Origin of the sequence: Streptomyces sp. NPDC002133, from assembly GCF_040296405.1 — a bacterium.
In the GTDB taxonomy this organism is placed as follows: domain Bacteria; phylum Actinomycetota; class Actinomycetes; order Streptomycetales; family Streptomycetaceae; genus Streptomyces.
Genome location: NZ_JBEOXF010000024.1, coordinates 23,379 through 36,810, shown reverse-complemented (window position 1 = coordinate 36,810; position 13,432 = coordinate 23,379). Strand labels below are relative to the sequence as shown.

The 13,432-nt window shown below is 71.7% G+C and carries 11 protein-coding genes; 5 read left to right on the top strand and 6 right to left on the bottom strand.

Going from position 1 to position 13,432, the window contains the following annotated elements; genetic code table 11:
• Positions 1-131: 131 nt before the first annotated feature.
• Complete coding sequence (locus ABT078_RS22515; protein ID WP_351230414.1) at positions 132-1,163, bottom strand: ABC transporter substrate-binding protein; 1,032 nt, start codon at positions 1,161-1,163, stop codon at positions 132-134.
• A gap of 197 nt (positions 1,164-1,360) precedes the next feature.
• On the opposite strand from ABT078_RS22515, the gene ABT078_RS22510 reads away from it, so the two are divergent.
• A complete protein-coding gene (locus ABT078_RS22510) occupies positions 1,361-2,650 on the top strand; it encodes a hypothetical protein (protein ID WP_351230412.1) in 1,290 nt (429 codons plus the stop codon).
• Between the two features lie 304 nt (positions 2,651-2,954).
• Here ABT078_RS22510 and ABT078_RS22505 read toward each other — a convergent pair whose 3' ends face one another.
• The 3 genes from ABT078_RS22505 to chsH3 are packed head-to-tail and all read right to left on the bottom strand — an operon-like array spanning position 2,955 to position 5,909.
• Entirely contained in the window at positions 2,955-3,899 is a 945-nt protein-coding gene (locus ABT078_RS22505) for a 3-oxoacyl-ACP reductase (protein ID WP_351230410.1), read from the bottom strand.
• 15 nt (positions 3,900-3,914) lie between these two features.
• A complete protein-coding gene (locus tag ABT078_RS22500) occupies positions 3,915-4,991 on the bottom strand; it encodes a Zn-dependent alcohol dehydrogenase (protein WP_351230408.1) in 1,077 nt (358 codons plus the stop codon).
• Between the two features lie 45 nt (positions 4,992-5,036).
• Positions 5,037-5,909, bottom strand: a complete 873-nt coding sequence (gene chsH3, locus ABT078_RS22495) for an enoyl-CoA hydratase ChsH3 (protein WP_351230406.1) — start codon at positions 5,907-5,909, stop codon at positions 5,037-5,039.
• A 285-nt stretch (positions 5,910-6,194) separates the two neighbouring features.
• Between chsH3 and ABT078_RS22490 the strand changes: the two genes are divergently transcribed.
• From ABT078_RS22490 to ABT078_RS22475, 4 genes are read left to right on the top strand one after another with little or no spacing between them, the layout of a single operon-like run.
• Positions 6,195-7,100: an ABC transporter ATP-binding protein gene (locus ABT078_RS22490; RefSeq protein WP_351230403.1), complete on the top strand. Its 906-nt coding sequence runs from the start codon at positions 6,195-6,197 to the stop codon at positions 7,098-7,100.
• On the top strand, positions 7,097-7,816 hold the full coding sequence (locus tag ABT078_RS22485; RefSeq protein ID WP_502981275.1) for an ABC transporter permease: 720 nt from the start codon (positions 7,097-7,099) through the stop codon (positions 7,814-7,816). The genes ABT078_RS22490 and ABT078_RS22485 overlap by 4 nt, the downstream gene beginning before the upstream one ends.
• Positions 7,813-9,069: a sensor histidine kinase gene (locus tag ABT078_RS22480; RefSeq protein WP_502981274.1), complete on the top strand. Its 1,257-nt coding sequence runs from the start codon at positions 7,813-7,815 to the stop codon at positions 9,067-9,069. Before ABT078_RS22485 ends, ABT078_RS22480 begins: the two co-directional genes overlap by 4 nt.
• Positions 9,066-9,671, top strand: a complete 606-nt coding sequence (locus ABT078_RS22475) for a response regulator (RefSeq protein WP_351230401.1) — start codon at positions 9,066-9,068, stop codon at positions 9,669-9,671. Before ABT078_RS22480 ends, ABT078_RS22475 begins: the two co-directional genes overlap by 4 nt.
• 34 nt (positions 9,672-9,705) lie before the next feature.
• Here the strand turns inward: ABT078_RS22475 and ABT078_RS22470 are convergent, their stop codons facing one another.
• Both ABT078_RS22470 and ABT078_RS22465 read right to left on the bottom strand, forming a co-directional pair.
• The gene (locus tag ABT078_RS22470) at positions 9,706-11,646 is read right to left on the bottom strand and encodes a glycoside hydrolase family 5 protein (RefSeq protein WP_351230399.1); all 1,941 of its coding nucleotides are present in this window, start codon (positions 11,644-11,646) and stop codon (positions 9,706-9,708) included.
• A 227-nt stretch (positions 11,647-11,873) separates the two neighbouring features.
• Positions 11,874-13,352, bottom strand: coding sequence for an MFS transporter (locus ABT078_RS22465; protein ID WP_351230397.1), 1,479 nt, complete (start codon positions 13,350-13,352; stop codon positions 11,874-11,876).
• Positions 13,353-13,432 lie beyond the last annotated feature (80 nt).

Genomic DNA, 13,432 nt, shown 5'->3' with positions numbered 1-13,432 from the left:
TGCGGCTGAACCGGCGCCGCTCTCGCGGAGGTGGCCGATCGCCGTGCGGGGTGCTCGATCGACGGCCGCGGTGGTCTTCGTTCCAGGAGCGCGGCAGCCCCGGTGCCGACGGCGGGCACCGGGGCGGGAGCTCACTTGACCAGGTAGCCGCGCAGGTCGTCGAGGACCTTGTCCGCGGCGGTGACGCCGAGGCCGAGGTACCAGGTCTCGTCCGGTACGTCCTTGGCCTGCCCGGCCTTGACCGCCTTCAGGTTCTTCCACAGCGGGTTGGACCGGGCGGTGTCGCGCTTGGTCTTCGCCGGGTCGCCGTAGACGCCGGTGAAGATCCAGTCGGCGTCGGCCTCGTCGATCCGCTCCGCGCTGACCTCGGTGGCCAGGTCGTTGATCTGCTGGTTCGTGGGCCGCGGCACCCCGGCGTCGTCGAGGATCGTGCCGATGAAGGAGGCCTTGGCGTAGAGGCGGATCTTGTCCGGCATGTAGCGGACCATGGAGACGGTCGGCTTGTCGGCGCCGAGGTCGGTGCCGAGCTGCTCGGCCTTCTTCTCGTACGCGGCGAGCTTCGCGCTCGCCTCGGCGGACTTGTCGAGGGCGGCGGCGTTGAGGCGGTAGTTCTCCTTCCAGGTGAAGCCGGGGCGGATGGAGAAGACCGTCGGAGCGATCTGCGAGAGCTCCTTGTACTTGTCGGCGGCGCGCAGCTGGCTGCCGAGGATGAGGTCGGGCTTGAGCTGGGCGATCGCCTCGAGATTGAGATTGTTGATCGTGCCGACGTCCTTGGGGCTCCCGGCCTCCTTCTTCAGGTACGACGGGATGCCGTCGTCGCCCTCGGAGGGGGCGTAGCCGACGGGCTGCACACCGAGCGAGGCAACGTTGTCGAGCTCACCGACGTCGAGGACGACGACGCGCTTGGGGGCTGCCTTGAGCTCGGTCGCGCCCATGGCGTGGGTGATGGTGCGCGGGAACTGACCGGGCTTGGCGTCGGTGCCCATGGCCGCCGTCTTCTGCGCGGCGTCGCCGAAGTCCTTGCCGCCCTGGGCGACGGACTTCTTGCCGCCGTCGTCGGACGTGGCCTTGTCCGCGGCCTTGTCGGCGCCGCAGGCGGTGAGGGAGAGGGCGGCGGCGAGGGCGACCGCTGCTGCGGCGGTGCCACGGCGGCGTAGCGACATGAGGTGCTCCTGGTCGTGCGGGTCGAGCAAGGGGTGATAAGGCGTGCCTTACCTTAGCGGAGCCCTCGTGGAGCACAGCCACCCCCTCGCCCTCAGGCGAATCGGCACACGGCCACCCTTTTGTGTGAAGTGCGCTGTCTCGCATTGTTCGGCTGGAAGTGCGAAAACTACCTTCGGTAGCCGGAGGTGACCAGCCGATGACAGCGTGTGCCATCGAGGAGACCGCGGCCGGGGACGACGGAGCTGTACGGCGTGTGGGCGCGGCCGAGGGTAGGGGTACGGGTGCTGCGCCGGGTGACGGCGCCGGTGACGGGTTCACGATCAGCGCAGACGGGTGCTACGCGGCACGTCTCGCGGGTACGGGCGACGCGCGCTTCGCCGAGCGGTGGACGCTCGACGGGCCCGAGCCGTACGCCGTACCGCTTCCGATGGACCAGCCGGAGGAGCCGGACGCCGAGGTGGTGCCGATGGCCGACGGGCGGGTGCTGATCCGCCGGCGGGTGGCGGGACTGCAGGCGTGCTCGCTGCTCTATCCGACCGGTCCGGGTACCGGCGAACTACCCCTCGGATTCGTCGAGTCGACGACGATGACCCTGCTTCCGCCGTCCCCGAACGGCACCTGCGTGTACGCGCTGGTGCCCGGCGAGCGTTCGACGGCGCTGTGGCTCGTCGCGGGCGGGGCGTTCGGGCCCGAGCGGGTCGCGGAGGTGCCCGGCCACTGCTCGGGCGGGGTGTGGCTGGACCGTACGGGCCGGATGCTCGCCCTGGACCGGGAGACGGACGGGATCACCAAGGCCGTCGCGGTCGACCTGGAGCGGGGCGGCGAGGTGACGCCGCTGCTGCAGATCACGGAGGACAGCAACGACCGTCTGCTGCTCGCGGACGCCGAGAGCGGTCTGCTGCTGATCCGCTCGGACGCGCCGGGCCACGACCGGCTGGGGTGGGGAGTACTGGGGAGCCTGCGGCCGGTGCGGTTTCCGGAGTGCCTGCGGATTGCCGACGCCGCGGTGACGCCGTTCGCGATTCAGCCGGGGCAGATGCTGATGCCGGAGAGCTGCTCGGTGGCGCTGCGAATCGACGCGGCGGCGGGCAGTTGGGTGGGAGTGTGGCGCCCCTCGGGGCGGCGACTGCACCAACTCGCGGCTCCGGAAGGATGGTTCACGGGAGCAGGGCTGTGGACGCGGGAGGGCGTACTGCGGCTGCCGTACGCGACGGGGGCGGTGCCGTGCGGGGTGGCCCGGGTGGAGCTCCCTGAGGAAGCGTTTCTCCCCGACCCGGTCACCGTGATCACTGAATCGGCACAAGCGGAATCCGCAGGTGGGGAACCGTGCGACGGCGGCGGGGATCCTTCCGTGTGCAAGCCCGTGCCGTTGCAGCAGGCGCCGATCTTCCGGCGTGTGACACCTGGTCAGACTCTTCGGCCGGGGGCTACGCAGGCGCATCGTCCGGATGCCGACGGTGACGTGACCGGCTCCCTTGCGACCTGAAATCAGCGATCTCAACGGAGTGAAGTTCCCACATGTCTGAAGCCCGAACCGACACGACCGAGGCGCGTCCGCAGGGGGCGGGCGCGCCTCAGGCCGCAGGCGGCGGCTCTGGAAAGCACCGGGGCGGTGCGGCGTCGAGGGAGGAGGCCACGTCTCCGGCCCACGGCCGCCACCGCCGCCCGGGCGCGGCGCAGTAGTCGGGGCCGAGCGGGGCATCCCCGTTCCCCGGTCCCGGGGGGCGGGGGAGCCCGCGGCGAAGCCGCAAGGCGGAGCCCACGGCGAGAGCGCGCCGTACGCGCGGGTCCTAGGCCCGCCTCAGCCCCAGGACCTCCGTCGACGCGAAGGTCTCGTTCGGTGGGCGGGACGCGTAGTACGCGGAGAGGAGGCCGTCGAGCTCCTCGTAGGAGAAGGTGTCCTTCGCCGAGTCGAACTTCGCGGCCACCCGGGGCCGTTCGACCACCGCCACCATCCCTCCGTGCACGACGAGCAGCTGCCCGTTGACCCCCGCCGCCGACGGCGACGCCAGATAGCCGACCAGGGGGGCGACGTGCTCGGGGGCGAGCGGGTCGAGTTGTCCGTCCGCCGGTTCGGCGAAGCCGGCGAAGACGTCCTCCGTCATACGGGTGCGGGCGCGCGGGCAGATGGCGTTGGCCGTGACGCCGTACTTCGCGAGGGCCGCCGCCGTCGACGTCGTGAGGCCGACGATGCCGCCCTTCGCCGCCGCGTAGTTCGGCTGACCCGCGGAGCCCGCCAGGAACGCCTCCGAGGAGGTGTTGACGACGCGGCCGTACACGGGACGTCCGCCCGCCGCCTTGGAGCGTTCCCGCCAGTGGACCGACGCGAAGTGGGTCGTGTTGAAGTGGCCCTTGAGGTGAACCCGGATCACCGAGTCCCACTCGGCCTCGCTCATCGAGAAGACCATCCGGTCGCGCAGGATCCCCGCGTTGTTGACCAGGATGTCGAGCTTGCCGTACGTGCCGATCGCCAGGTCCACGAGACCACGGGCCGACTCGAAGTCCGAGACGTCGCCCAGGTGCGCCACCGCCTGGCCGCCCGCCTCGCGGATCTCGGCCGCGACCGCCTCCGCGGGCGCGGCGGACGCCTCGCCGGAGCCGTCCCGGCCGGCCTGGCCGTAGTCGTTGACGACGACGCTCGCGCCGAGGCGGGCGAGTTCCAGCGCCTCGGCCCGGCCGAGCCCCCGCCCCGCGCCCGTGACGATCGCGGACAGTCCCTCAAGTGGGAGTGACATACGAGCGGGTCCCCCTCAGATCTCGATGCAGGTACGCAGCGCCTCGCCCGTACGCATCTGGGTCAGCGCCTCGTTGATCTCCGCGAGCTGCACCCGGTGCGTGATCAGCGACTCCAGGTCGATCCGGCCCGCCCGCCAGAGCGCGATGGCCCGTTCGTACGAGCGGAGTACGTCCCCGCCGCCGTACATCGACGGCAGGATCCGCTTCTCGTCGAAGAACAGCTCGAACATGTTGAGCTGCAGGAAGTCGTCCATCGCGCCCGCCCCGACGATGCACAGCGTGCCGCCGCGCCGGGTCGTGTCGTACGCCGTCCTCGCCGTCGCCGACCTGCCGACGACCTCGAAGACGTAGTCGAAGCCCTCGCCCGCGGTGATCCGCTGCTTGGCGTCGGCGAGTCCGTCCGGCGAGACGGCCTCGGTGGCGCCGAAGCGCAGCGCCGCCTCGCGCCGCGAGGCCACCGGGTCGACGGCGACGATCTGGGCCGCTCCCTGCACCCGGGCGCCCTGGATCGCGGAGATGCCGACGCCGCCGCAGCCGATGACGGCGACCGACGAACCGGCGTCCACCTTGGCGGTGTTGATGGCCGCGCCGAGCCCCGTCGTGACCCCGCAGCCGATGAGCGCGGCGATCTCGTACGGCACGTCGTCCGGTATCGGCACGGCGCAGCCCGCGTCGACCACGACCTCCTCCGTGAACGTCCCCGTACCGGCGAAGCCGAAGACGTCACCGCCGGGGCGCTTGAAGTTGGGGGTCCCGGCGTTCATGAAGCCGGCCAGACAGAGCTGGGACTGGCCGCGCTTGCAGGCCGGACAGGTGCCGCACGCGGGCAGCCAGCACATCAGCACCCGGTCGCCCTGCTGGAGGCCGCCGACGCCGTCACCGATGTCGATGATCTCGCCCGCGCCCTCGTGGCCCGGGACGAAGGGGGCGGGCTGCGGCAGCACCCCGCTCATCGCGGAGACGTCCGAGTGGCACAGCCCGGTCGCCCTGACCCGGATCTTCACCTTGCCGGGGCCGAAGCCCACCGCCTCGACGTCGTCGAGGACGTCGAGTTTGTCCTGGCCGATCTCGTGCAGCACGGCTGCGCGCATGGTGCGGCTCCCTTCAGGAGGTCAGGAGGTCAGGAGGTCGGAAAGTCAGGCGATTTCGACGATGGTGTCGGCGAGCACCGGGGCGTCGTCCCTCTCGACGGCCGTCACCGATGTCTGGATGCGGCCTTCCCCGGCCCACATCCGGATGCGCAGGGTCTCCCCCGGGAAGACCACGCCCGAGAAGCGGGTGCTGTAGGAGCGGACGCGCGCGACGTCCCCGTCGAGGAGCGTGTCGACGACCGCTTTGAGCGTGATGCCGTACGAGCACAGGCCGTGCAGGATCGGCTTCTCGAAGCCGGCGAGCTTGGCGAACTCCGGGTCGGCGTGCAGCGGGTTCCAGTCGCCGGAGAGCCGGTAGAGGAGCGCCTGGTCCTCGCGGACGGCCCGCTCGACGACCCTGTCGGGCTCGCGGCCCGGCTGCTCGGCGCGCGCCGACGGCCCGCGGTCGCCGCCGAAGCCGCCCTCGCCGCGTACGAAGATCTGGGCGTCGCTCGTCCACAGCGGCCCGTCCCCGTCGGCGGCCTCGGAGCGGAGCACGAGGATCGCGGCCTTGCCCTTGTCGTAGACGGCGGCGACGCGTGACGTGCTGATGGCCCGCCCCCTGACGGGGACCGGGCGGTGGAGCGTGATCGTCTGGCCTCCGTGCAGGACCGCGGCGAGGTCGATGTCGATCCCCGGGGCGGAGAGGCCGCCGACGACGCCCATGCCCGCGCCCGCGACGGTGGCGAAGCTGGGCAGGACGTGCAGCCGGGACTCCAGGGTGTAGCGCAGCTCGTCGGGGTCGGTCGCGGGGTTGTCCTTGCCTTGGAACGAACCCGCGCCGATGCCGAGGTGGTAGAGCTGGATGTCCTTGTGGTCCCAGGTGATCTCGGCGCTGCGCGGCTCTGCGGCGATCGCCTTGGCGGCATCGATGGGCATGAGGCTGCTGCTCCTCCGACGGTTGAGAAGTGGAAGACCTCGGTGCGGCCGTCCGCACCGTCGGCCGCACCGAGGCCGTTCGGGACCGGCCGCCCCGCGTCGCGTTCTAGAACGCGTTCTAGGCCGGGTTGGCCCCTATGTATAACGCACCCCCCGTGACTTGTGAAGGCTCCTGACACAACGTCAGATCGCCGTGTCGGCGGGCTCACCCAGGACATTTGTCATCGCCGGACAAGGACGCGCGCATCTGCCGCGGCCACCCGTCCGCTCCGTAGCGTCGTGGTCATGACGCAGACAGCAGTCCACTTCGCCGGGGCGGCCAGGTCCTTCGGTCCGGTACGGGCCGTGGCGGGCGTCGACCTCGACATCCGGCGCGGCGAGACCGTCGCGCTCCTCGGACGCAACGGGGCGGGCAAGTCCACCGCCATCGGCCTCCTCCTCGGTCTGGACGAGCCCGACGCGGGCGAGGTCCGCCTCTTCGGCGAGGCCCCGTCCGCCGCGGTGCGCGCCGGCCGTGTCGGCGCGATGCTCCAGGAGGGCCGGCAGGTCCCGCGGGTCACCGTCCGCGAGCTGGTCGGCTTCGTCGCCCGCACCTATCCGGACCCGATGCCCGTCGCCGAGGCGCTGGAACTCGCCGGGCTCACCGAGCTCGCCGACCGCCGCGTCGACCGGCTCTCCGGCGGCCAGGCCCAGCGCGTCCGCTTCGCCGTCGCTCTCGCGGGTGCGCCCGAGCTGATCGTCCTCGACGAGCCGACCGCCGCGCTCGACGTCGAGGCGCGGCACGCCTTCTGGGCCGCCATGCGCTCCTACGCCCGCCGCGGCAACACCGTGCTGTTCTCCACGCACTACCTGGAGGAGGCCGACGCCCACGCCGACCGGATCGTCGTCATCGACCACGGCCGGATCGTCGCCGACGGCACCGGTGAGGAGCTCAGGCGCGCGGCCGGCGGCAACCTCGTCTCCTTCGACCTCGCGGGCCGCTCCACGGAGGGGCTGCACCTGCTGCCGGGCGTCGTGTCCGTCGAGGTGCGCGGCGACAGGGCCCGGCTGCGTACGGACGACTCGGACGCCACGGTGGTCGCACTCGTCGGTCTGGGTGCCGTACGCGGCCTCGAAGTCGCCCCGGTGTCACTCGACGACGCATTCCTCGCCCTGACCGCCGCTTCCGGAGAACTGGAGACCGTCCGATGATCACCGCGTACGTGAAGCTGGAAGTCCGCCGCACCCTGCGCGACACCGGATTCGTGGTCTCCGGCATCGGCATGCCGGTGCTGATGTATCTGCTCTTCACCAACCTCGGCGTCAGCGACCACGAGTGGAGGACCGCATCCATGGTCGGCATGGCGGCGTACGGTGCGCTGGGCGCCGCTCTGTCCACCGGGACCGGCGTGGCCGAGGACAAGTCGATCGGCTGGCTGCGGCAGCTGCGGATCACCCCGATGAGCCCGCGCCAGGTGGTCACCGGGCGGGCCCTCACCGGCTCGGTGATCGTCCTGCCCTCCATCGCGGCGGTGCTCGCGGCGGGCGGTCTGGTCAACGGCGTACGCATGGAGGCCTGGCAGTGGGCAGCGGTCGCCGTCGTGCTCTGGCTCGGCGCCCTCCCCTTCACGCTGCTCGGCATCGGCAACGGCTACCGGCTCTCCGCCCAGACCACGGGCGTCGTCAACGTCGCCTGCAACCTCGGGCTCGCGCTCGTCGGCGGCCTCTGGTTCCCGGTCGCGCTGTTCCCGACCTGGCTGCGCGGCCTGTCCGAGTACACCCCGGCCAACCGCTTCGCCGAGTTGGGCCTGGCGCTTACCGACGGCAGCGCGCCCGGGCTCACCGCCGTCGCCGTGCTGACGATCTGGGCCCTGCTGTTCCGTGCGTACGCGGTGATCTCGTACCGTCGGTCGGCGAGGACGGCATGACGGAGGCGGCGATGGGCCGGCTGACCACATGGTTCACCGCGCGGCTGGAGGCGTGGAAGGCCGACTTCCGGACGAGGAAGGCGAAGGCCGATCTGAAGGTGCAAAGGGCAGCGAAGAGGACCGCGAAGAAGAGGGGGCGGCTTCCCGAGGAGATGGGCCCACCGGGCGGCTTCGCACTTCTGCCGTGGCTGCTGATGGGCTTGGGCTCGGTGTCCAACCTCCTCCAGGGCAAGACCCCCAACCCCTGGATCGGCGGCATCGGTCTGCTGGTCTTCAACTCCCTCTATGTGTCCCTGGCGTTCCGCGCCTTCGACGAACGGACACGGGAAACACGGGCGACCCGCGGGCTGCTTCTCGTCCTGGCTGCCGTCACCTTCGGCCTCGCCGCCGGCTACGGCGGCTCATGGCTCCTCCTCTTCCCCCTCCTCGGCCTCGCCACAGGCGCGATCATGCGGGGCCCCCGCATCGGCCCGGTGATCCTCGCCCTCAGCGCGGCTGCGGGGGTGGTCGCCGGGGTCCGGGACGGCTGGGGCGCGATCAACGTCGCGTACGGCACCTTCATCTCCGGCATGGTGACCGCGGCGATCCTGCGGCTGTCAGAGACTGTCAGGGAACTGCGCGCCACCCGGCAGGAACTGGCCCGCGCCGCCGTTGAGAAGGAACGGCTGCGCTTCTCCCGCGATCTGCACGACCTGCTCGGGCACACCCTGTCGGTGATCGTCGTCAAGTCGGAGGCCGCGCGCCGCCTCGCGCCCCGCGACCTGGACGCGGCGCTCGCCCAGGTCTCCGACATCGAGGCGGTCGGCCGTCAGGCCCTGACGGAGATACGCGAGGCGGTCACCGGCTACCGGGAGGGCAGCCTGGCCACGGAGCTGGACCGGGCCCGCGACGCCCTGTCCACCGCCGGCATCGAGCCGGTCGTCCGCCGGTCGGGGCCGCCCCTGGAGCCGCACACCGAGGCGCTCCTGAGCTGGGTGGTCCGCGAGTCGGTCACCAATGCCGTACGGCACTCCGGGGCCGCACGCTGCGAGATCGAGGTGAGCGGTACCGCCGAGCGGGTCCGCCTGGTGATCACGGACGACGGCCGGGGCGTAGGCTCGGACACGCCCGGCAGCGGGCTGAAGGGCCTGGCCGAGCGTGTGGCCACGGCGGGCGGCACTCTGGAGTCGGGACCGGCGGTACGCGGGTTCCGGGTGACGGCCGAACTCCCCGTGGAGATGCCGGCCTCTACGGAGCGGGAGCGAGCGGAATGATCAGAGTCCTTCTCGCCGAGGACCAGGGCATGATGCGCGGCGCGCTCGCGCTGCTCCTCGGCATGGAGGAGGACATCGAGGTCGTCGCGCAGGTCGGGCGCGGCGACGAGATCGTCACCGCCGCCCTGACGTCACGGCCCGACGTGGCACTGCTGGACATCGAACTGCCCGGGCTCAGCGGGCTGGACGCCGCAGTGGAGCTGCGGGACGAGGTGCCGGACTGCCGGGTGCTGATCCTGACGACGTTCGCCCGGCCAGGCTATCTGCGGCGGGCGATGGAGGCCGGGGCCGCGGGCTTCCTCGTCAAGGACGGTCCCGTCGAGGAGCTCGCGGAGGCGGTCCGGGCGGTGCTGCGGGGCGAGACGGTCGTCGACCCGGCGCTCGCTGCGGCGGCGCTGAGCGCGGGGCCGAATCCGCTGACGCCGCGGGAGCGGGATGTGCTGAACGCGGCGGTGGACGGGGCGACGATCGCCGACATCGCGGCGAAGGTGCATCTGTCGGAGTCGACGGTACGGAACTACCTGTCGGCGGCGATCGGCAAGACCGGCACGCGCAACCGCATGGAGGCGGTCCGCGCGGCCCGCCGGCAGGGCTGGCTGTAGGCCGTGGCCTGCGGCGGACACGAAACACAGCGGATCAGCTCAGTTTTCGGCAGTACAGCGCATCCGGAGTCCGTGCCGAGCCCACCCGGCCCGTGAACGCGATCCCGGCCGCGTACTCGTCGTCGGCACACTGCCCCTTGTAGTGGCCGTGCGCGAAGTCACCTCCCTTGGGAGCCGAGCCCCTGTTGTCGCCCCGGTCGAACCAGACGGTACGGCCGCTCGTCCCGAGCTCGCCGGGCGGTGCGGCCGCGCAAAGGGCGGCGGAGACGGCGGAGCCGCGGACGCTGTAGCCGGTCAGGAAGCGGCCGTCGGCGCACTGGAGCTTGGTGTATCCGGAAGCCCAGTCCCGGCCCGGCGTGACGTGCCGCTCGTCGACGACCACCTCGTGTCCGCCGGCCGCGTCCCACAAGGGGCCGGCGGACACGTCCGAGCACAGGCCCCGGTTACCGGTGTGGCTGAGGCCGAGCAGCCGTCGGCCGTCGGGGCAGACGGCCTTGCGTGCGCCGGAGTCCCAGTCGGGCAGGGCTCGCATCCGCCGCGACTGGACGAAGTCGCCGTGGTCGGGGCTGAGCATCGACCAGTCCGCCACCGGCTCCACCGAGCCGGTGCGCCCCTCGGCCTCGATGAGTCGGGTCCAGGCGGCGGCCCGCCAGTCGTCGCCGTCGTAGAGGCCCATGCGGTGGCCCGCGGCGTCCCAGTGCAGCAGGGCCCAGCCGTTGCCCTTGCGGTTCTCGTGCCAGCCGACGAGCGGCCAGTACGCGAAGTCTGCGTCGGTACGGATCAGATGGTCGACGAAGTTCTCGAACCAGGCGCGCTGCTTCTGGCCGGTCTCGTCGCGGCCTCCGATGCCGAACTCACTGATCCAGACGGGGGCAGTGAAGTGCTGGTCGCGCTCCGCGGTCACGAAGAATGCCTGACGGTTCAGGACGTCGATCAGTTCGGCGGGGGTCAGGTCGCGATAGCGGGGGTCGCTGGTCTCGCCCGTTCCGGTGGCGCCGGTGTGATTCGGGCCGGTGTAGTCGTAGAAGTGGGCGGAGTACACGAGCTTGCCGGAGTCGACGAGCGTGTGCGAGAGGCTGCGTGCGGGCTCCAGGGTGGGGCGTTCGTGCGGCAGGATGTCGACGGGGATGCCGGTCCAGTTGATGCCCTCGACGATGATCAGGAGGTCGGGGTTGGCCTCCGTCAGGATGCGGTCACCGACGCGCTGCGAGGCGGCGAACCAGTCGTGGTCGTCGCCGAGCCCCCAGTTGGGATCGTCCCAGACGGAGCGCCGCACCTCGTTGTAAAGGTCTGCGCCGACGACGCGCGGGTCGTCCTTGTAGCGGCGGGCCATGAAGAGCCAGTCGTTCTCCCAGGTGGCGGCGGACTGGCCAGCGTTCCAGCGTTCGTTGCCGTCGACTCCGCAGCACCAGCGGGTGGTGTTGGTGTGGTTGTTGAGGATCACCGCGAGGCCGGCGGCGGTGAGTTCACGTACCACGACGTCGTACACCTGCAGCGGGGTCTTTCCGCGCAGGGAGGGATTGGCGGCAACGGAATCGTCGGTGACGGGACGGCCGTCGTGGATCATCTCGTTGGAGAACGGCAGCCGGATGCTGTTGATCCCGATCTCCTGGAAGCCGGCGATGATCTCGGTCATGGGGGCACGGTCCAGACCGAGCGGCATCCGGCCGGAGTTCTCCCCCGCATGGTGGTTTGCGTCGTCTTCCCCGCTTCCTGAGCCGTTCCAGGTGCCGCTGGCTCCGTGCCAGTTGCCGGACCGCAGTTTGAAGCGGTCTCCCTCTGCGTCCACGATCCAGCGGCCCCGCGTGCTGAGCGGTGGCGTCCAGTCCGCCGCGGCCGTGGTTCTCTCGGGTCGGGTGGCAGCCTCTGGGGCGAGTTCCTGTCCGGCTGCGGCCTCGGGGACGGACGCCAGGGTCACCAGCAGGAGCACGGCGGCCTGTGTGGCCCTGACGAAGGATCCGCGCACGGTCACCATCCCGAGGAGTGCTTTGTCATGGCGGCGCCATGATGATGGACGGCGCGGCATTGGTCCAGCCCTGCACGTACGGGGCTCAGTCCGGGCGCTCCGTGCGCCGTCCAGCGCCGTTGCTCGGGCCCCGGGCGTGCGTCGCCGTACGGTGCGCCCGGGCGTGCGTCCTCGAACACCGGACAGACTCGGACCGAGCCCCGCCGGGGAGAAGGCCCGCCGCAGGTGCCCAGGCGTCAGGCCCGCCCGCCACGGTCCCTCGGCAGCCAGAGCAGCATCAGCACCACCCCGCCCACCAGGATCCCCGTCCCCGTCCTGAACGCCAGCGCATACCCCGCCGTCAGCGCCTCCGGATCCGTCGCCCCGCCCGTCCTCGCCGCCGCGACCGTCGACAGCACGGCGAGCCCGAGGGCACCGCCCATCACCCGGGAGGTGTTGATCAGCCCGGACACGAGGCCCGCGTCGCCCGGCGCGGCACCCGAGGTGGCGAGGGCGGCGAGCGGGGTGCCCGCGAAGCCGGCGCCCGCCATCATCACGATGCCGGGCAGCATGATCGTGGTCAGGTACGAGCCGTGCGCGTCCATCGTGGACTGCCAGCCGAAGCCCGCCGCGGACACCAGCACTCCGAGCACGGCCACGTTGCGGGCACCGAGGACCGGCATCAGCCGCGGGGCGAGCTTGGAGCCGAGGATCACCGCGAGCGAGCTGGGCATCAGGGCGAGCCCGGCGGCCAGCGGGCTGTAGTGGAGGACGTTCTGCGCGTACAGCGTCATGAAGAACCACATGCAGAACATCGCGGCGCCACAGCTGAACATCGCCGCGTTCGCCGCCGACACCGAGCGCATCCGGAACAGTTTCAGCGGCATCAGCGGCGTGTTCGCCCGCGCCTCGACCGCGACGAAGGCGCCGAGCAGCGCGAGCCCGGCAATCAGGGGGACGAGGGTCGCGGGGTCGGTCCAGCCGTCCTTCTCGGTCTGGACGATCCCGTACGCGAGGGTCGTGAGACCCGCCGTCACGAGCACAGCGCCCGGCAGGTCGAGCCGGCGGCGTCCCCCACGGCCTTCGGCATGGGAGGTGTCCCCACCCGCCGCGCGGCTCTCCGTGAGCCACCAGGCGCCGAGGGCGATCACGAGCGCGCCGACGGGCACGTTGATCAGCAGGGTCCAGCGCCAGGAGAAGGCGTCGGTCAGCAGCCCGCCGACGAGCCCGCCCGCCGCGCCGCCGCCCGCGCCGACCGCGGTCCAGGTGGCGATGGCGCGCGCTCGGGCCGGGCCCTCCGGTACGGCCGAGGTGAGCAACGTCAGCGTCGACGGGGCGAGCACCGCGGCGCCGAGGCCCTGCCCGGCCCGGGCTGCGAGCAGCTGCCGGCCTTCCTCCGCGAGCCCGCCGGCGAGCGACGCGGCGGTGAAGAGCCCGAGCCCCACCAGGAACATCCGCTTGCGCCCGAACAGATCCCCTGCGCGCCCGCCGAGGAGCATGAATCCGGCGAAGGCGATCGAGTACGCGTTGACCACCCACTGCAGTCCGATGGCGCTCAGCCCCAGGTCGACCCGCATCGACGGCAGAGCCGTGTTGACCACGGACACGTCGAGGACGACGAGGAACTGCCCCGCGCAGGCGGCCAGGACGACGGCCCACATACGCTGGGCGGCGCGGTTTGGGGCCGAGATCCGGGTGTCCGCTGTGCCGGAAGGGGCATAGGTCATGACCGTCATCGTCGCAGGCGCCTGTCGTTCCGTACATCAGGATTTCGACTTAAGGACGGCGGGACCGGGGGTCCTAGGACCTTCAGCGG